Origin of the sequence: Archangium sp. (assembly GCF_045802675.1) — a bacterium.
Lineage (GTDB): Bacteria > Myxococcota > Myxococcia > Myxococcales > Myxococcaceae > Archangium.
The window spans coordinates 52,522-70,265 of record NZ_JBJMQO010000081.1 but is presented as its reverse complement, the minus strand read 5'-3'; the positions used below and the strand labels follow the sequence as shown (position 1 = coordinate 70,265).

General features: G+C 70.2%; 15 protein-coding genes. 6 read left to right on the top strand and 9 right to left on the bottom strand.

Annotated elements, in window-relative coordinates; translation table 11 throughout:
* Together ACJ8AN_RS23735 and ACJ8AN_RS23730 are read left to right on the top strand one after the other, a co-directional pair.
* On the top strand, window positions 1-272 hold a 272-nt coding region (locus tag ACJ8AN_RS23735; RefSeq protein WP_407757720.1), incomplete at its 5' end, for a carboxypeptidase-like regulatory domain-containing protein.
* Window positions 273-356: 84 nt separating this feature from the next.
* Entirely contained in the window at window positions 357-710 is a 354-nt protein-coding gene (locus tag ACJ8AN_RS23730; RefSeq protein ID WP_407757719.1) for a hypothetical protein, read from the top strand.
* 68 nt (window positions 711-778) lie between these two features.
* Here ACJ8AN_RS23730 and ACJ8AN_RS23725 read toward each other — a convergent pair whose 3' ends face one another.
* From ACJ8AN_RS23725 to ACJ8AN_RS23715, 3 genes are all read right to left on the bottom strand, one after another.
* Window positions 779-2,311, bottom strand: a complete 1,533-nt coding sequence (locus tag ACJ8AN_RS23725; protein WP_407757718.1) for an ELWxxDGT repeat protein — start codon at window positions 2,309-2,311, stop codon at window positions 779-781.
* Between the two features lie 240 nt (window positions 2,312-2,551).
* Complete coding sequence (locus ACJ8AN_RS23720; protein ID WP_407757717.1) at window positions 2,552-3,190, bottom strand: hypothetical protein; 639 nt, start codon at window positions 3,188-3,190, stop codon at window positions 2,552-2,554.
* A gap of 43 nt (window positions 3,191-3,233) precedes the next feature.
* Window positions 3,234-4,187 (bottom strand): hypothetical protein, encoded by a 954-nt coding sequence (locus ACJ8AN_RS23715; RefSeq protein ID WP_407757716.1) that lies wholly within the window; start codon window positions 4,185-4,187, stop codon window positions 3,234-3,236.
* A 188-nt stretch (window positions 4,188-4,375) separates the two neighbouring features.
* Here ACJ8AN_RS23715 and coaA point away from each other — a divergent pair, with 188 nt between their 5' ends.
* The gene (coaA, locus tag ACJ8AN_RS23710; protein ID WP_407757715.1) at window positions 4,376-5,329 is read left to right on the top strand and encodes a type I pantothenate kinase; all 954 of its coding nucleotides are present in this window, start codon (window positions 4,376-4,378) and stop codon (window positions 5,327-5,329) included.
* Between the two features lie 73 nt (window positions 5,330-5,402).
* Here coaA and ACJ8AN_RS23705 read toward each other — a convergent pair whose 3' ends face one another.
* The 3 genes from ACJ8AN_RS23705 to ACJ8AN_RS23695 form a co-directional block, all read right to left on the bottom strand.
* Complete coding sequence (locus tag ACJ8AN_RS23705) at window positions 5,403-6,215, bottom strand: hypothetical protein (protein ID WP_407757714.1); 813 nt, start codon at window positions 6,213-6,215, stop codon at window positions 5,403-5,405.
* Window positions 6,216-6,266: 51 nt separating this feature from the next.
* The gene (locus ACJ8AN_RS23700) at window positions 6,267-7,475 is read right to left on the bottom strand and encodes a bifunctional ornithine acetyltransferase/N-acetylglutamate synthase (protein ID WP_407757713.1); all 1,209 of its coding nucleotides are present in this window, start codon (window positions 7,473-7,475) and stop codon (window positions 6,267-6,269) included.
* A 200-nt stretch (window positions 7,476-7,675) separates the two neighbouring features.
* Window positions 7,676-10,072: a PQQ-dependent sugar dehydrogenase gene (locus tag ACJ8AN_RS23695; RefSeq protein WP_407757712.1), complete on the bottom strand. Its 2,397-nt coding sequence runs from the start codon at window positions 10,070-10,072 to the stop codon at window positions 7,676-7,678.
* 355 nt (window positions 10,073-10,427) lie between these two features.
* Between ACJ8AN_RS23695 and ACJ8AN_RS23690 the strand changes: the two genes are divergently transcribed.
* Window positions 10,428-10,754, top strand: a complete 327-nt coding sequence (locus ACJ8AN_RS23690; RefSeq protein WP_407757711.1) for a type II toxin-antitoxin system RelE family toxin — start codon at window positions 10,428-10,430, stop codon at window positions 10,752-10,754.
* A 124-nt stretch (window positions 10,755-10,878) separates the two neighbouring features.
* Window positions 10,879-12,579: an ATP-binding protein gene (locus tag ACJ8AN_RS23685; RefSeq protein WP_407757710.1), complete on the top strand. Its 1,701-nt coding sequence runs from the start codon at window positions 10,879-10,881 to the stop codon at window positions 12,577-12,579.
* Here ACJ8AN_RS23685 and ACJ8AN_RS23680 read toward each other — a convergent pair.
* Both ACJ8AN_RS23680 and ACJ8AN_RS23675 read right to left on the bottom strand, forming a co-directional pair.
* Complete coding sequence (locus ACJ8AN_RS23680) at window positions 12,570-13,328, bottom strand: lysophospholipid acyltransferase family protein (RefSeq protein WP_407757709.1); 759 nt, start codon at window positions 13,326-13,328, stop codon at window positions 12,570-12,572. The genes ACJ8AN_RS23685 and ACJ8AN_RS23680 overlap by 10 nt on opposite strands.
* An 80-nt stretch (window positions 13,329-13,408) precedes the next feature.
* Window positions 13,409-13,942 (bottom strand): hypothetical protein, encoded by a 534-nt coding sequence (locus ACJ8AN_RS23675; protein ID WP_407757708.1) that lies wholly within the window; start codon window positions 13,940-13,942, stop codon window positions 13,409-13,411.
* Window positions 13,943-14,101: 159 nt separating this feature from the next.
* Between ACJ8AN_RS23675 and ACJ8AN_RS23670 the strand changes: the two genes are divergently transcribed.
* Entirely contained in the window at window positions 14,102-16,351 is a 2,250-nt protein-coding gene (locus ACJ8AN_RS23670; RefSeq protein WP_407757707.1) for a kinesin, read from the top strand.
* A 9-nt stretch (window positions 16,352-16,360) separates the two neighbouring features.
* Here the strand turns inward: ACJ8AN_RS23670 and ACJ8AN_RS23665 are convergent, their stop codons facing one another.
* The gene (locus tag ACJ8AN_RS23665) at window positions 16,361-17,449 is read right to left on the bottom strand and encodes an SGNH/GDSL hydrolase family protein (RefSeq protein ID WP_407757706.1); all 1,089 of its coding nucleotides are present in this window, start codon (window positions 17,447-17,449) and stop codon (window positions 16,361-16,363) included.
* Window positions 17,450-17,744 lie beyond the last annotated feature (295 nt).

Here is a 17,744-nt window from a genome sequence, read left to right as displayed (position 1 = left end):
GCGTCCAACGCCAGAAGTACGCCGAGGTCGAGGGCTCGCTGGGGCTCGCGAGCGGGGCGGCCCAGTCGGCCAATACGCTGGTGGAGCTCGTCGACGACAAGGGCAACGTCGTGCAGTCGACCCGCACCACGGAGCAGGGCAACTACCGCTTCAAGAACGTGGACAAGGGCAACTACCGCGTCCGCGCGAAGAAGGAGGGCTTCCGCGACCTGGAGCAGGACGTCTCCGCGGCACCGGCCGCCCCGGCGTCCAAGGCCGTGATGAGCTGGTGAAACACCCGGGCAGGCCGGGCGCACCATGCCCAGATTCCCGGGGCCGTACGTGGCCGGGACAATCCGGAATCGAGGAGGTGCGGCATGGAGAACTGGACGCTTGGCTATGGGTCGCTGCTGACGACGCTCGGCGTGGGCGGCTTCCTGGCGACGGGGAGACAGTCCAAGACGGCGCTCATCCCCGCGGGCTTCGGGACGGTGGCGCTCGGCCTGGGGTTGCTGGCGCGGCGCGGAGTCTCCCCGCGTGGGTTGCTGGGAGGCGCGGCGCTCGTCGGGCTGCTTGGTTTCCTGGGGGCCGCCCGCGGGCTCCGCAAGCTGCCCGCCCTGCTGCGGGGAGAGGAGCTCGAGCGGCCCGCCGCCGTCATCTCGCAGTCCGTGATGGCGGGGCTCTCCGCGGCCTATACGGCCTTCGGCGTGCGGAGCCTGCTGAGCGCGTAGGGCTCGGGACTCGCGTACGTCCCGGGCCTCCTGCATGGGGAAGCCCGGGACGCTCGCGAAGTCCGCTGTCAGCGGGCCAGCGGTACCATCCACAGCTCGTTGCCGTGGGCGGCGTCGGTGGCGACGAAGAAGAGCTTCGAGGAGCCCACGCGGGTGAAGCCGGAGGGGTACGAGTGGCCGGGGGAGGCGATGTCCTGCAGCAGCCGCGTGCCCGCCTCCGTCCCATCGCTCACCCAGGGCTCCAGGCCCGTGTTCGCCTCGTAGCCACTGAAGACGACGCGGTCCCCCACGGAGTAGAGGGTGGAGCCGAACTCGTCGGACAGGCTCAGCGGGTGGTGCAGCAGCTTCGTCCCGGCGCTCGTCGCATCGCTCACCCACAGCTGCGTGTCGCGAGGAGCCGGGCCCATTCCGTAGAGCGCCAGCACGACGTACAGCTTCCCGCCCGCAATGGCGGAGTTGGTGATGTATCCGTACGCCTCCTCATCGTCGTACGGGTTGGGCAGGGTGGCGATGCGCCTCACCTGCACGCGCTCGGTGCCGTCCTTCAGCTTGTAGAGGCCCACGGTGCGGTCCGGCTCGGACAGCGCGAGGTACAGGCAGCTCCCCGTCGGCTCGAGCAGCTGCGGATTGCTGCTCTCCGGGCCCGGCTTCAAGTCCGCGACGAGCGTCGTGCCCGCTTCGGTGCCATCGGTCCTCCACACCTCGTTGCCGTGCTCCGCGTCGGTGGCGGTGAAGAAGACGCGACTGCCCACGGCGCGCAGGTTGAAGGGGTACGAGCTGTCGGCGCCCGGGAGGATGTCCTTCACCAGCCCCGTGCCGGCCCCGGTGCCATCGCTCTTCCACAGCTCGGTGCCGTGGTCCGGGTCCGAGAGGACGAAGTAGAGCGTGTTGCCCACGATGGCCTGCGAGAAGATGAGCGACGAGTCAGGCCCCAGGTTCTTCACGAGCACCGTGCCGGCCTCGGTGCCATCGCTCCGCCACAGCTCCTGGTGCGCGGGCAGGGTGGCCGTCTCCAGGACATAGCGGAAGAAGAGCAGCCGGCCGCCCACGGCCTTCAGGTTGTACGGCGATGCGCCGGTGACTCCCGGCCCGATGTCCTTCACCAGCCGCGTGCTCGCGGTGGTGCCCTCGCTGACCCACACCTCCTGGCCGTGGAGCGCGTCGTCCACCACGAAGAAGAGCTGAGTGCCCACCGGCGTCAGCTCCGTGAGCGAGCTGGCGAAGAAGGACCCCGGGAGCGGGGGGAACGACTTCACCCTCACCGTGCCGGCCTCGGTGCCATCACTCCGCCACAGCTCCCTGCGGCCGTCCTCGAAGTTGGCGGCGAAGAAGAGCTTCCCGCGGAACTCCACGAGGCTGCTCGGAGAAGTCTCGTACCACGGCGGCAAATCACTGGCGACCGGAGGGAAGATGTCCTTCACCAGCCGCGCGGTTCCCGGCTCCACAAGGCTCCACTGCGCCGTCAGCGAGTCGTCCGCTCCCTCGGCGGGTGAGCTGACCTGCGGACGCTCGTCCTCCTGGATGGCCCCTTCCTCCGCGGCCGCGCCGCCACACCCCACCGCGAGCGAGCACAGCAAGGCCACCTCACGCCACTTCCCCATCCCCTACCTCCATGTATTCGTTGATACGGGAGGGTGGGTCGAGGAAGTTCATTCGTCCAGTGCCCCCCTGGGAATGAGAGGGACTTGCCGCGCGCACCGTCCGCGAGGCGATTCACTCCGGGTCCGCCTGCTCAGTTGGGCCGCACGTCGAAGGAGAGGAACCAGGGCGCGCGGCACGAGGAGCACTGCACGCGCAGGACGGTCATCGTCCGGCCATCGCTCCACGTGAGGCGAACCGGCTCAGCGCGTGGGCTTGAGCGTGGACAGCGAACGCTCGACGCGTGAGGAGCCCGGGCCGTAGTCGCGCTCGGGCGCGGTGTAGAGGACGAGCACGAACCGGTCCGTGAGCGGGAGGAAGTACACGAGCGTCCGGGACGAGCCCTGCTGGAACTCGTAGCGCCCCACCGGGCCCGCGGGCAGCGTCCCCGTGGTGGCGTTCACGCGCCTGCCCGGCACGGGGATTCCCGCGGCGCCCAGTACGTCCTCGGGAGCCGCGTCCACCTTGGGCGGCGTGCCCTGCACCGAGCGCACCTCCAGGCCTCCCTCGAAGTGTGCCACGGCCGGAGGGCCGGGCTCCTCGTTGCGCAGGGCCATGCCCGAGGGCGGCTCGTACTGGAGCCCGAGCGTGGAGGACTCCACCTTGCGCGAGCAGGCCAGGGTGCAGCACAGGAGCAGCGAGAGCAGGAGCGCGGAGCGGTTCACGGACGCGACTGTGCCACAAGCCAGCCGGGCCTCAGCGCGTTCACCGCCGGGCGCGCTGCTGTCCGTGCGGCGGAACATCAGCAGCTCTCCCGCCTCGTTGACCGCGACGACACCCGCCCCCACGTAGAGAAGCGGCCGGGGGCCCGCCAGGGCACGCAATTCCTGGATGTAGCTCATACCGCCAGTCTGCTCGGAGCGGTGGGAACGTGTCGCCCCGGTGTCAGAAGAGGCAGATGCCACAGTCCAGCGTGCACTGCGTGGTGAACAGGCCGATGCCGCAGGACTCGGTGAACTGGCATTTGAGGTCGCCACACACGTAGATGTCCTTGGGGTGGATGCGCGTGGTGAGCGCGGCATAGGTGATGCCGTTGCGGGTGCACTGCGCGTAGGAAGTGCCCGTGGAGTCCCGCGTGCAGCTCGACGCGCAGCTCCCCACCTGGACCATCGGCGAGCACTCGTCCTTCTTGCCGAGCGCGCACGCACGCACGCTGCTCTCGTTGCTGGCCAGCGGGCTGTCGTCGTTGCCGACGAAGATGCCCTCGTTGGTGAAGAGGTTGCCGAAGAAGCACCCCTCGCGCTGCGAGAACTCCTGCAGCTCCGTCTGGGGCGTGGGGATGAGCTGCCCCCGCCCATTGCGGCCCTGGAGGGAGAATTCCACGTGCCGCCCGAACTTGTTGACGTGGGCGGCCAGACACGCGGAGACGAGCTGCTGCTCGGTCACCGTTGCCGGCTGGCCACTGGCCCAGTCCGGCGCGAGCCCCAGCGAGCCCTGCCACACATACGTCCGCCCCTTCGAGTCCGTGAACGTGCGCGTCTCGCCGCCGGGCACGGCACAGGTGACGAGGTAGCGCATGACCGTCTCCGCCAACGAGTCGTTCTGCTCGAACCAGGCCGAGAACCCGGCGCTGTTGAGGCCATTGAACGCGAGCCCGTTGAAGGCGAGGCCATTGAAGGCCAGGCCGTTGAAGGCGAGGCCATTGAAGGCCAGCCCGTTGGGCGTCTCGCCGTTGGTGGATTCGAGTCCCCGCGTCTGGGTGGCGGGCTCCTGCTGCCCCTCGCTCCCGTCTACTGGACCACAGGCCAGGGTGGCCGCCATCAGCAGCGCCGCGATGCACGGCCCGGCGCCGAAGCCGCTCCGGGAACAGAGGCTCTCACGGCTCGTCATGGCGTCCATGTGCTTTCCCCCAAGGCCTGTGTTCAAAGATTGGCTTTCAACCAAAGTGTCCTTATTCGTGTATTCCGGGTAAGCCTCATCCGCCGCTTTCCGCCCGAGCGTCGCGCGGGTGATGTTACGGGCGTGGAGGGACGGACAATTCACGAGGATTCCGTCGGAGGCCGGACGCTTGGGTAGGATGGCGGCCCATGTCCGCACCCAAGCATCAAGCCGCGTCCATGTTCGTCGACTTCGAGCGCGAGGCGTGGCGGTCCCTGCGCGCCGCGACCCCGCTGCCGCTCACCGCCGAGGAGGTGGAAGGGCTGCGCGGGCTCGGGGAGCACCTGGACCTGGAGGAGGTGGCGGACGTCTACCTGCCGCTGTCCCGGTTGCTCAACCTGCACGTGGCGGCGACGCAGAGCCTGTGGACGGCGCAGCAGGCGTTCCTCGGGGGCTTCACCCAGAAGGTGCCCTTCATCATCGGCATCGCGGGCAGCGTGGCGGTGGGCAAGAGCACCACGGCGCGCATCCTCCGGGCGCTGCTGTCGCGCTGGCCGGATCATCCGCACGTGGAGCTCGTCACCACGGACGGCTTCCTCTTCCCCAACCGCGTGCTCACCGAGCGCAACATCATGCACCGCAAGGGCTTCCCGGAGAGCTACGACCGGCGCGCCCTGGTGCGCTTCCTCGCCGAGCTCAAGTCCGGACGCGCCGAGGTGACGGCGCCCGTGTACTCGCACCTCGTCTACGACACCGTGCCGGACGAGGGGGTGACGATTCGCCGGCCGGACATCGTCATCCTCGAGGGGCTCAACGTGCTGCAGACGGGGACGGTGACGGACGGGAAGCTGCCGCACACGTTCCTCTCGGACTTCTTCGACTTCTCCATCTACGTGGACGCGCACGAGCAGGACATCCGCCGCTGGTACGTGGACCGCTTCCTGAGCCTGCGGCAGACGGCGTTCCGCGACGAGCGCTCCTTCTTCCGGCGCTTCGCCGAGCTCACCGAGGAGCAGGCCATCGCCCGCGCCGAGTCCGTGTGGGGGGAGATCAACGGGCCGAACCTGGCGCAGAACATCGCGCCCACGCGCTCGCGGGCACGGCTCATCCTCGTGAAGGGCCCGGACCACCGGGTGCGCCGCGTCCGCCTGCGCAAGCTCTAATCACCGCGCCTCCGTTGTTCACCTTGGTGGTGATGTTGGGCACGCCCTGGAAGACGCGCCGAGCGTCTCCCAGTCAGTCCCGGTCCAGCTCGTATACCAATCGGAGCATGAAGCCGGTCTCGGAGTGCCTGCCCGAGCGCGCCGGGCTCCAGGGCACGGCCAGCCCGAGGCGTACCGGCAACTCCACCGGGCCCAGGTCCACCAGGGCGGTCGGCGCCACCACCAGCCAGCTCGCCCGGGCCCAATCCCCCTCCAGCTCGACGCCGAGGAAGCTCCACGGGCCCACCTGGCCGAGCGCCGACAGGTTGGCGCGCAGCGGCACGAGGTGCGCGCTCCGGCCGAGCGCCTGTCCTCCGAGCCCCGCCCGCACCGTCCATGCACCCTGCCGCCAGCCCGCGCGCAGTCCGAACCACAGCGGCAGCGTGGCCTCTCCGGGCTCGAACGCCGCCGCTTCCTCGTCCTCGCTCAGCAGCCGCGCCCCGAGCTCCGCCTGGACGTGGAGGCCCCGCGCGACGTCATGCAGCAGCATCCAGGAGCCGGCGGCTCGCGCGCTGACGCCCTCGAGCTCGGGACGGCCGAGCCCGCCGCCCATGCCCACCTCCACCATCAACCCGAGCCGCTCCAGGGCGCGCCACTCCAACTCCATCGAGCCCTGCCAGCCTCCGCCCCTCGCGGTGCGCGGGGGCGTGAGGAGGCCGGTCAGCTCCAGCTCCAGCTCGCCCGCTTCGAGCCCATCGAGGTCGGTGACCGACTCGCCGAGCAGCGGCTCGGGCATGGCCGGAGGCTCGCTGGCGTCGGCGCGTGGGGTGGCACCCAGCAGGCCCAGGGCCACCAGCGTCCGGACGAAGGGAGCAACGAGCGCGCGCTGCGAGCTGGGACCGGACATGGGGCCACACCCTATCCTGTCTCCTCGCGGCCGAGGATGGTGAGGTGAGGCTCAGCTGCGGTAGTCCGCGTTCTCGCTGATGTACTCGTGGCTCCGGTCCGCGCCGAGCACCGTGCCGCTCGCCGGGCCGGGGCCCAGGTCCACTTCGATCTCCACCGAGCGCTCGTGCGGAGGAAACGTCACCGGCGGGCGGAAGGTGAGCCCGTCCGGCGGCGGCACGCTCGTGTAGAGCTCGGCGCCCTTCATGTGGGCCACCAGCGCCTTCTCCGCCTCGTTGTCCAGCCGGAAGGCCCCCTGCTCGAGGATGACCCGGCCGCCCATGCGCAGCGTGCAGCGCGACAGGTCCACCTCGGGGTGGTGCGCGCCCACGTACTTGCCAATGGCCGCCACCAGCCGGCCCACGTTCGGGTCGTTCCCGTTCACCGCGCACTGGAACAGCGGCGAGTTCACCACCGACTTGCCGATGCCCCGCGCCACCTCCTCGCTCGGGGCCCCGCGCACGTGCACGCGCATGACATGGTGCACGCCCTCGCCGTTGCGGACGATGTCCTCGGCCAGGTCCGCGCACACCTGCTCCAGCGCGGCCTCGAAGGCGGGGAGGCTCGGGCAGGGCACCTTGCGCGAGGACAGCAGCGCCACCGAGTCCGAGGTGCTCGTGTCGCTGTCCACGCTGATGCAGCCGAACGTCCGCGCGCACACCGAGCGCAGCGTGGCGCGCAGGGCCTCGCGCGGCACGTCCACGTCCGTCATCAGGAAGACGAGCATGGTGGCCAGGTTGGGTTCAATCATCCCCGCGCCCTTGGCGATGCCCACGATGCTCCCGTCCCCCACCCGGGCCCGGCGGACCTTGGGGTACAGGTCGGTCGTCATGATGCCCTCGGCGGCGGGCATCACCGAGCCGGCCTCGAGCGCGGACACCGCCTGGGGCACTGCCTGCACCATCGCGTCCACCGGCAGCCGCCAGCCGATGACGCCCGTCGAGCAGGGCAGCACCTGCGAGGCGCTCAACCCCAACGGGCCCGCCACCGCCGCGCACAGCCGCTCGGAGGCCTCGACGCCCCCGGGCGCGCACACGTTGCTCACCTTGTTGTTCACCACCACCGCGCCCAGTATGGGCTCGCCCAGCCGCTGCCGGCCGATGAGCACCGGCGCTCCCGGAAACGCGTTCTTCGTGAAGAGCGCCGCGAACGATGGGGTCGGCTCGTCGAGCACGATGAGCGTCAGGTTCATCTTCGCCGGTTTGGCCACCTCGGCGGGCATGAACTCGAGGCGCGTGCGCCCGACGCGGAAGCCGCGCGGCAGGGCGGACTGGCCCTCGAGCCAGTTCCGGTGGGCCTCGGCGGACGGGAAGGTCAGGTGCGTGCTGGGAATGGCGGTACCTCGCTGCGAGGGGAATGCGCTTGGTGCCGCAAACCCGGCCGCGAATCAATGATGGAGATGAGTGGCCGCCCGGTGCCCGGCTAGGGAGGCGTCGGCCGGAGCCGCTCGGCGGGGATGATCTCCTTGCGCTGGCTGGAGCTCGACCAGTGCAGCCGCGCGGTGGCCAGTCCCTTGTTCTCGTAGAACTCCATCCGGATGCTGTAGGCGCGCCCCGCCTCCAGCGTGAGGGTGCCCCGCCTCTCCAGGGTGGAGTGGATGCTCCAGTCGTCGATGAGGAGTTTGCCGTCCACCCACAGCCGCACCCCGTCGTTCGTCTGCGTGTAGAAGGTGTACGTCTCCGAGTACCGGGGCACCACGCTCCCCGTCCAGCGCACCGAGAAGGTGTCCTCGTCCAAGGCCGGGCCGGGGGAGCCGTCCTCCCAGCGGAAGTCCACGGTGGCATCCACCCGCTCCAGCGCGAGGCTCGTGAAGTCGGGATTGTCGAAGTACTCCGCCCGCAGGCCGCTCGTGGTGCCCGGAGCGGTGCGGAACACCGCCGTGTAGCGCGTGTCCACCGCGGGCGTGGGGAGCTCATGCGTCGCGGCCCCGCCGTCCGACCAGTGGTCGAAGACGTAGCTCGTCCCGTCCTTCACCTGGGGCGACACCACCCCGAGCGCGCGCACCACGCCGACCACGCTCTCCACCTCCAGCGGCGTGGCCTGGGGCTGCCCGTCCAGCGTCACCCGCAGCCCCGCGGGCTCTGTCTCCACGCGCAGCTTCACCGTCCTCGGGTACACGTCCCGGTACACCTCGTGCGAGGCCCCGCTGGAGTCCACCACCCGCAGGTGGATGCGGTACCACACGTTCGCGGAGGTCTCCCCCCGCACCGGCACGGTGAAGGTTCCACGCGTCACGCCGCTCGTGGACGGCACGAAGGGGTGCAGGTGCTCGTCGTGGTGGAAGTCCACGCGCCAGGTGAAGGCGCTGGCCGGCAGCGTGCCGTCCTCGGCGTCCGTGCCCTGGCCCTCGTAGGAGATGACGTCCCCGGCGCTGTAGCGCGTCCCCTCCGCGGGCAGGACGATGGTGGCCACGGGCGCGGTGCCGCTTCGCACGGTGAGCACGGCCTCGTTGCTCAGCACCGAGCCGGAGGCGTTGGACACCCGCACCCGGAAGCGGGCCCCCGAGTCCGCGAGTCCCACCGCCGTCAGCGTGAGGCTCGCGGACGTCTGTCCTGGCAGGTCGGCGCCATTGCGCTGCCACTGGTAGCTCAAGGGCGCGGTGCCGCTGGCGCTCACCGTGAAGGTGGCGGGCTGGCCGGTCAGCACCGTGAGGCTCTCGGGGTGGCGCGCCACGGTGGGGGCCTCACCCGTCGTCGTGTAGCGGATGCGGTGCACCTCGTCTTCCTGGCGGTCCAGGTAGTAGAGGCTTCCGTCCGGCCCGACGTCGAGGTCCACCAGCGCATTCATCCCCGTGGCGAAGACGGCGACGGCGCCCGTCCTCGGGTCGTACGTGCGAATCCACCCGTTGCAGTAGTCCGAGAAGAAGTAGCGCCCCGTGTACTCCGCGGGGAACTGGGCCACGGGCGGGTTGTAGAAGGTCCCAGCGGAGATGGCGCAGCCCTTGCCGGTGCCCGAGCCATGCTCGTAGGCGAACAGCGGCGCGCGGTAGCGCGAATCCGTGGTGGGGCCCTCGGTGTCTGGCCAGCCGTAGTTGGCTCCGGCGACGCCCTCGTTGATCTCCTCCCATTCGCCCTGGCCGACGTCGTTGATGAAGATGCGGCCGGTGCCCGGCTGCACGGCGAGGCTGAAGGGATTGCGCAGGCCGTACGTCCAGATGGCCCGGTAGAGGCCCGTGGTGCGCGTGTAGAAGGGGTTGTCGGTGGGGATGGAGCCGTCCCTCTCCAGCCGCAGCACCTTGCCCATCAGCGTGTCGAGCCTCGGCGCGTTCGACGAGCGCGTGTTGTCCCCCACGGCCACGTAGAGCTTGCCGTCGAGCCCGAAGTGGAGCGCGCCTCCGTTGTGGTTGCTGGCCCCCAGCGGCTCGAGCTCGAGCAGGATGCGCTCGCTGCCGGCCACCGCCCGGTTGCCGCTCGCGGTGAAGCGGCTGAGGCGGTTGTGCGTCCGGGGCGTGGTGGCCGTGTAATAGACGTAGACGTAGGGCTCGCGGGGGAAGCTGGGATCGAACGCCACCCCGAGCAGGCCCCGCTCGCCGTTGTCATCCGTCGTCACCGTGAGGAAGGGCTCGGCCAGCAGCGTGCCGTTCTGGATGACGCGCAGCCGCCCCGCCTGCTCGCACACGAAGATGCGCCCATCCGGCGCGAGGGCCATGGACGTGGCGCTCTCGAGCCCGTCGACGACCTCCGTGTCCGTGAAGCGGGCGGGCACCGCCGCCGCGGCCTCCTCCTGTTGCCGGGGCGGTGTTTCGCGGGGCTCCACCACCTCCGCACAGCCCCACAGCAGGAGGACACAGGCGAGGGCCCGAAGAGACTCGACACGCATGGCACTGGCTCCGGTCTGGAGTGGACGATGAGCTTCGGCTCCCGGTGAAAAGCGGGCCGCAAGGTGGGGCGGGGCACGTGGACCTGCTCAGGCGCGTCTGGGCCGCGGGCCCATGGGCGTCCTGCGCTGGATGATCGGCCAGCGGACTGCCCGCCATGCGTCAGGCGCTTTGGCCGCGAGGGTTGTGTGGAGGGGGACGCCAAGCCCCCTGCCATGGCCCCCACTCTCCGTGCGGGCCGGGTGCGCGCGGAGAACGGTTCGTGTCCTCTTGTCCACGGTTTGAAACCGCCTCCGTTCACCACTGAACCCTGGCCGGGGGGGAGGGGCGACAGAAAGATGCGTCCTGGCGTGTTTTGTGCTCAAAGAAGTCGGGGAATCACCCCGGAACTTCGTCCAGCGCATCGTGTACACCGTCGAGATCAGCCCTTCCGCCTGGAACCAGCTCGCTCACCTGACGCTGGAGACCTACCGCCGCATCCGCGACGAGCTGGATGCCGTGGCCGCCGCCCTGGGTGAGGGCTCCGAGCGCGTCCTTCCCCCGCGGGGGAAGAGGGACGGCGGGCATGCGCCCCCGCGGCTCTCGGTGGTGGTGGATGATGCGATCGCGCTCTACGACGTGGACCGCGAGCGCCGGGTCGTGCTGCTGCTCGAGGTGGCCCGCCGTCTCCCCCAGGAGCTCTAGCCGGGCGCGGAGCCCCCGGTGCGCTGGCCGGGTGGCGGGCGGGGGAGCATCCGGGGCACGTACGTCCTCGGCCTCCGTACAGGGTCCGCGTCCCCATTTTTGGCTCATGGCCACGCACGAGCCCATGGCCGGAGCCGAAGGGCGGAGCCGGCTCTGTGACTTCATCCGGGCGCAGCGCACGCGCATCCTCGAGGAGTGGGAGCGCGCGGTGCGGCTGCTTCCCTGTCCCCAGCAGCTCCCGGAGTCCCGGCTGCTCAATCATCTGCCCATGCTGCTGGAGCGGGTGGCGAGCGTGGTGGAGGGCGTGCACACCGGAGAGCGGGGCTCGCTGGAGGAGTTGCCGGAGCTTCATGCGCTGCAGCGGCTGGAGGTCGGGGCCGACCTGGAGCAGGTGACGAGCGAGTACGCCCTGCTGCGCGCGTGCGTGCTGCGCCTCTATCGCCGGGACCTGGCGGGCGGCGGCGAGCGGGACGTGGAGGGGGTGCTGCGCGAGGTGGAGCGCTTCAACCAGACGTTCGACGAGGCGGTCGCCGTCGCCATCTCCCGCTACACACGGGCACGCGAGCGCACGCTGGTGGCGTTGGACCGTCTGTCCGAGCCGGTGCCCGGCACGGAGGCCCTGGACTCCGTCCTCGAGCGGCTGCTGGGGGTGGTGCTGGAGACGATCGAGCCGGTGGACTGCGTCACCCTGCTGCTGCGTGAGGGGGACGTGCTCCGGGTGCGCGCCTCGGTGGGGCTGGAGAACAAGGGGCTTACCGGCTTCGAGCTCCGGGTGGGCGAGGGCTTCGCCGGGAAGATCGCCGAGGAGCGGCGCCCGATGGAATCGCGCTCGGCGGCGACGGATCCCCTGGTGCGGAGCGAGTTGCTCCGGGAGCTGGGCAGGCGGGCTCTCTATGGCGTGCCGCTGAGCGCTGGGGGCGAGCTGCTCGGCGTGGCCCAGATGGGCAGCACCACGGCGTTCGAGTTCTCCCGCGAGGACAAGCTCCTCTTCCGGGCCATGGTGGACCGGGCCACGGCCCTGCTGGTGCAGCACCAGCTCGCCGTCCGCGAGCGCGAGGCCCGGCTGGAGGCGCAAACGCGCGACCGCACCGAGGAGGAGCTGCGGCGGGCGGCGGAGTTCCGCGAGCGCTTCCTGGGCATCGTCTCGCACGATTTGCGCAACCCGCTCAATGCCATCCTCCTGTCCGCCAATGCGTTGATGTGCGCGGAGGATCTGCCGCCGCGCCACCTCAAGGCGGTGCGCCGCGTGGTCACCAGCGCCGAGCGCATGGCGCGGATGATTGGCGAGCTGCTGGACTTCACCCGGGGGCGGCTGGGCGGAGGCATTCCCGTGTTACCGAGGCCCATGAACCTGCGCCAACTGGTGCGGCACGTGCTGGAGGAGTTGGAGGCGGGCCACCCCGGGCGCGAGCTGTGGCTGGAGGCGCGGGGGGACTTCCAGGGCGAGTGGGATCCGGACCGGCTCGCGCAGGTGGTGGGGAACCTGGGGAAGAACGCGCTCGACTACAGCCCCGAGGAGACGCCCGTGCGCTTCACGCTGCGCGAGGAGGGCGGAAGCGTGGTGCTGGAGGTGAACAACGCGGGCCCGCCGATTCCGGCGGACCGGCTCGCCACCATCTTCGAGCCCTTCCGGCGGCTGATGAAGGGCAGCCCGCACCCGGCCTCGGGACTGGGGCTGGGGCTCTACATCGTCGAGCAGATCGTCCAGGGCCACGGAGGCACGTGCTCGGTGCGCTCGAGTGGGGAGGAGGGCACCACGTTCATCGTGCGGCTGCCCCGGCACACGCTCCACGCGCAGGCGGAGCCGCCGGCCGGTCAGGCCTGAGGCACCGGGAGCTTCGCCGCCACCTCGGTGTCGAGGCGGGACTTCTCCCGGACCATGAGGTCGCGCACGTGCTCGCGCAGCGTGGCCACGTCGCGGAAGGCGCGCGGATCCACCGGCTCCAGGACGCGCACCCTGCAGTTCACGCGCTGCTTCAGCACCCACCCGTGCTTGGGCAGCGTGTCCCCCGTGCCGGTGAGCACGATGGGAATGAGCGGGCACCCCTTGCCCTGCGCCAGCCGGAAGGCGCCATCCTTGAAGGGTTTGAGCTCATTGTCCGGCGAGCGCGTGCCCTCGGGGAAGAGCAGCACCGGCACGCCCCGGTCGAGCCAGCGCTCGCACCCGGCCATCATCCTCGCGATGCTCTCCTTGTCCCCCCGCACCAGCCCCACGTAGCCGTTGAGGTACATGTTCCAGCCGAGGAATGGCGCCTTGAAGACGCTCGCCTTGGAGACCCACTTGAAGGGCCGGTAGAGGCCGAAGAGCACGAGGATGTCGCCCAGCGACTGGTGGTTGGACACCAGCACCGCGGGCCCGTGCCAGGGCAGGCGCTCGCGGCCTTCGATGCGCAGCCGCCAGCCGGGGTTCACCCAGAAGTAGAGCTGGGCCCAGCCGCACGAGAACAGGTGCAGCACCCGGCCGTTCCGGTCGAAGGGCCACGTCACCAGGAAGAGGACGAGCCCCACGAAGAAGAGGACGGCCGAGCTCGCCGCGAAGAACAGCCAGAAGAGCACCGAGTGGAGCCAGCGCATGTCACCTCGTCCCCGGATGGCCGGAGGAAGGGCGGCATCCTCTCACGCCCGGAGGCGGAGGGGCGGCTCGGTGCGCGGGCCTACGGCTCGGTCTTGCCCGCGACGTTGGGCGCGCTGGGGGGCGCTGCATCCGGAGGCGGGAGCTCCTCGTACTCGAGCGGCGCCGGGGCGATGGCCCCGTCCCGCGTCACCACCCACGAGCTGTAGCGCTTATGGCTCACGTCGCGCAGCTTGCCGTCCTCGTAGCAGACGATGTGCAGCACGAAGTCGGCCACCTTGATGCTGGGAATGCCGTACTGGTAGCACTCCTGATTGCCGCGGCGCTCCTTGCTGACGGGCTGGCCGAGGATGCCGGAGACCTCCTGGGGCGACATCCCCAGGCGCACCGTGCGCAGACCCCAGGGCGTGTCCACACGGATGGGCCTCGCCTCCTGCTCGAAGTTCACCACCAGCTTGCCGAGCCCCAGGAGCAGCAACGCCACGATGGGGTAGAGGACGAAGCGGAGGCCGAACCGGGAGCGCCGCTGCTCCTCCGTGTAGGCGCTGAAGATGGAATCGGGCTCACCCGGCGGCGTCTGCATGGACCCCATCTGCTGGCTGTCTGTCTGGCTCACACTCCGAGACATGCCCCGTGGGGGCTCGGGATGCAAGGAGGTCGCGCCAGGGAGCGGGCTGGCGAGCGGAGGGACTGTCAGCCCGGCGCGCGTTCTCCGGGACACGTGTGTGCTCGGAAGGACGGACACCGGAAGGGCGGCTGTGGTGTGGTGCGCCGCATGTCGCCCCCCCTCGTCTACCGCCGCTATGGAGGCTCCCTCCAGGTCTCCATTCCCTCCTTCGAGGTGCTCGTGGAGGCCATCCGCATCCCCGAGACGCAGTGGCTGGCGACCGCCTGCCCGCTCGAGGGGTTGCAGTGCGACCGGCGCTTCCTCGAGTTCCTCGACACGGACAAGAACGGGCGCATCCGGGTGGCCGAGCTGCGCGCCGCCGTCGAGCACACGGCCAGGCTGCTCAAGTCCTCCCAGGGCGCGGACGCGGCGAGCGAGGTGCTGGCGCTGGACGCGCTCTCGGACGAGGGGGCGAAGCTCCGGGACGCGGCCGGCATCCTGCTGGCGACGCTGAAGGCCCCGGAGCGCACGCACCTGTCGCTGGAGCAGGTGCGCGCCAGCGAGAAGGCCCTGCGCGAGGCGGGGCAGAACGGGGATGGCATCGTGGCGCCGGCCTTCGTGCCCGAGCCGCTGCGTCCCCTGGCGCTCGGAATCATGTCCTGCTTCCCCGAGGTGAAGAACCGCGCGGGGCAGGCGGGGGTGGACCTGCCCATGCTCCAGCGCTTCCGGGAGGAGCGGAGCGCGGTGTTGATGCACCTCACCGCGAGGACGTCGGTGCTCGTGTGGGGCGCGCAGAGCGTGGAGCACGCGCGGCGCATCCAGGAAGTGCGGCCGCTGTTGGACACGTACTTCCTTCAGTGCCGGCTGGTGGCGGCGCAGCCCGAGGCGGCCGCGAGCCTGAAGCTGGACGCGGGGCGGGTGCAGGGATCGCTCGGGGACACGCAGGCGCTGGCGCGGGTGGTGTCGGAGCTGCCCGTGGCGCCGCCGGAGCCCGGGGGCTCGCTGCGCTGGTCACGGCTGTACCGGGGGGCGGCGTACGAGAAGCTCGAGGCCTTCCGGCGGGACGTGGCGGTGCCGCTCACGGGGGACATGGCGACGCTGCTGGATGCCACCTGGCGCGAGCTGTGCGCGAAGGCGGAGGCCATCCTGGCGTGGCAGGCGCGGCTGGAGGCGAGCCCCCTGCGCGCGCGGGTGGACACGCTGGCGGACATCCCCGAATCGGCGCTCGACACGCTCGAGGCGGTCTGCCGGGCGGACCTGGCGCTTGAGGACAAGCTGGACGTGGTGGACGAGCTGGAGCGGTTGATTCTCTACCAGCGCTGGCTGCTGACGTTCGCCAACAACTTCATCAGCATGCCGGACCTGTACCAGACGAAGCGGCGCACGCTGATGGAGAAGGGGACGCTGATACTCGGGGGGCGGCGCTACCGGCTGGCGGTGCTGGTGACGAACCGGGCGGCGCACTCGACGCTGACGAGCCAGGGCACCACCTGCACGCTCTACGTCCAGGTGGTGGCGAAGGAGGGAGGGGCGAGCTACGAGGTGGCGGTGCCGGTGACGCGGGGGCGCAGTGGCGGCCTCATGGTGGGCAAGCGCGGCGTGTTCTACGACGTGGAGGGCCGCGAGTTCGACGCCGTGGTGACGCAGGTCGTCCGCCAGCCCGTGTCGCTCTGGGAGGCGATGACGATGCCGTTCGAGCGCATCGGCCAGTTCATCTCCAAGAAGATCGAAGGCATGGCGTCCGCCGGGGAGAAGACGCTCGATGCGGCCCTGGATAAGGGCTACACGCACGGCTCCACGGTCGCCACCACCGCGGTGACGGCCCCCGCGCCCGGGGCTGCCGCTGCGCCCGCTGCGCCTCCCGTGGCGGCGGGTCCGGGAGGCGCCATCGCGGCGGTGGGACTGACCTTCGCGGCTGTCGGCTCGTCGCTCGCGTTCATCGTGACGCAGGTGAAGTCGCTCACGCTCTTCGATGTCATCACGGCGCTGATCATCCTGAGCGCTGGCGTCATGGTGCCCTCGGGCCTGCTGGGGTGGTTCAAGCTGCGCAAGCGCAACCTGGCCCTGCTGTTGGAGGGCTCGGGCTGGGCGCTCAATGACCGGCTGTTTCTCACGCGAGACCTGGCGGCGATCGTCACCCGCAAGCCGAGGCTGCCGAAGAACGCCACCGTGGACCGGACGGACGTGTTGCGCTCGGTGCTCGTGAAGGTGCGCGAGGACGATCAGGACGAGCGGGGCTCGCCGGGCAAGTGGGTGGCCATCGTGCTCGTCGTCCTCTTCGTGGTGCTCTGGCAGTTCCGCGAGCCGCTCGTTCGCGTGGGTTGTTCGCGCCATTGGCTGAACGGCGGCGTGTGCGATTCGTTGATGTCACCCGGCTCGTCTCCGGCGGTGCCGCCCGCTCCTCCCGCGCAGCCGTGAGCCCGGGGGCTACTGCCAGCCGAGCCACTCGCGCAGCAGGGGAATCATCTGCTCGGCGGTGCGCTGGTGCGTCTTGCGGCTGGGGTGCCAGGTGCAGCCGAGGCCCTCGTCCTGGCGGATGGGAGGGACCTCGGCGAGGTGCACGCGGGCATCGCCGGACTGGTGGAGGGACTCGACGACGCTGGAGATGAGGGTACGGGCCTGGGTGCGTGCCTTGACGTCCTTGGGATGGCTGTCGGAGAGGCCGGAGCCGACGACACAGACGATGTGGGCGGTGGGGTAGTGGCCGCGGACGTTGTCCACGAGGGCGCGGTAGGCGTCGCGGAAGCGCTCCTCGCCGGGGTGCTGCTTCCAGAAGTCATTGGAGCCGAGCTGGATGACCACGGCATCTGGAATCCAGGACGCGAAGTCCCAGCGGCTGTCCTCGCGATAGGGGAGGGTGCGCTCGTAGAGCAGGGGCAGGGGAGGAGTGGGGTCGTTCGCGTAATTGACGGTGACGCCCTTGCCGGAGAAGGCGATGAAGGAGGCCTCGGCGCCGAGCGTCTGGGCGGTGAGGGCGGCCCAGGTGAGGGAGTTGCGCTGGGTCTCGGCGTTGAAGCTGCATTGCTCGTTCCTGCCCTCGATGCCGAAGCCGGTGAGGCCCGAGTCGCCGATGAATTCGAGACGGCGCGCGGGCGCGGGAGGCGCGGGCAGCAGCCGGGCACCGGGGTCCAGCTCGAGCCCGAGGAATTGCGTCTCTCCGACGACGGACTCGGTCTCCTTCTCCAGACGCAGGACGTGCTCGCCCTCGGGGAGGCTCTCGACGATGCGGTGGAGCATGTGCCCTTCGCCGACGTAGAGGTCGCGGAAGGGCCCGCCGTCCACGCTGAAGCGGAAGCGGTTGGGGGCGCGCACATCGACCTTGGGCAGGTCGAGCAGGCGCAGACCGAGGGACGTACCGGTGAAGCGCACGGTGAGGGCCGTGCCGCCCCAGGAGAGGCGAGGGCCCGCCGGGTCTGCACGGTCCACGCGGCCACTGAAGCGCAGCTCGGGAGCCTGGGGAGACACCTGCACGGGGACGGTGCGGCAGCCACTGAGCACGGACAGTGTCACCAGCATACCAAGCAGTCTCCGGGATGTTCGTTCCAGCCACAAATCGGGGAGATGGCTCATGCCGCTCATTCTAAATTCCCTTTGGCTGGGTCACCGAGGGTACAAACCTCAGCCGTAACCTATCGCTTTGCGAACCCTCACGTCGGGTTTGTGGCGACCTTCAGTCGCATGACGCTGTTGTCGATAATGCGTATCCAAAGATTATTCGACACGCATCTTGTCTACATGAAGAGGCGGATTTATATGTTTCCCCGCAATTCGTTAGGAGATTGTAATGAGAAATAATAAAATGAGGGTTTGT

Excerpts from the sequence above, each read along its gene's own strand:
- coaA (WP_407757715.1), top strand. The coding sequence starts at position 4,376 with ATGTCCGCACCCAAGCATCAAGCCGCGTCCATGTTCGTCGACTTCGAG.
- ACJ8AN_RS23715 (WP_407757716.1), bottom strand. The coding sequence starts at position 4,187 with ATGGACGCCATGACGAGCCGTGAGAGCCTCTGTTCCCGGAGCGGCTTC.
- ACJ8AN_RS23665 (WP_407757706.1), bottom strand. The coding sequence starts at position 17,449 with ATGCTGGTGACACTGTCCGTGCTCAGTGGCTGCCGCACCGTCCCCGTG.
- ACJ8AN_RS23680 (WP_407757709.1), bottom strand. The coding sequence starts at position 13,328 with ATGCGCTGGCTCCACTCGGTGCTCTTCTGGCTGTTCTTCGCGGCGAGC.
- ACJ8AN_RS23685 (WP_407757710.1), top strand. The coding sequence starts at position 10,879 with ATGGCCGGAGCCGAAGGGCGGAGCCGGCTCTGTGACTTCATCCGGGCG.
- ACJ8AN_RS23730 (WP_407757719.1), top strand. The coding sequence starts at position 357 with ATGGAGAACTGGACGCTTGGCTATGGGTCGCTGCTGACGACGCTCGGC.
- ACJ8AN_RS23695 (WP_407757712.1), bottom strand. The coding sequence starts at position 10,072 with ATGCGTGTCGAGTCTCTTCGGGCCCTCGCCTGTGTCCTCCTGCTGTGG.
- ACJ8AN_RS23720 (WP_407757717.1), bottom strand. The coding sequence starts at position 3,190 with ATGAGCTACATCCAGGAATTGCGTGCCCTGGCGGGCCCCCGGCCGCTT.
- ACJ8AN_RS23670 (WP_407757707.1), top strand. The coding sequence starts at position 14,102 with ATGTCGCCCCCCCTCGTCTACCGCCGCTATGGAGGCTCCCTCCAGGTC.
- ACJ8AN_RS23725 (WP_407757718.1), bottom strand. The coding sequence starts at position 2,311 with ATGGGGAAGTGGCGTGAGGTGGCCTTGCTGTGCTCGCTCGCGGTGGGG.
- ACJ8AN_RS23705 (WP_407757714.1), bottom strand. The coding sequence starts at position 6,215 with ATGTCCGGTCCCAGCTCGCAGCGCGCGCTCGTTGCTCCCTTCGTCCGG.
- ACJ8AN_RS23700 (WP_407757713.1), bottom strand. The coding sequence starts at position 7,475 with ATGCCCGCCGAGGTGGCCAAACCGGCGAAGATGAACCTGACGCTCATC.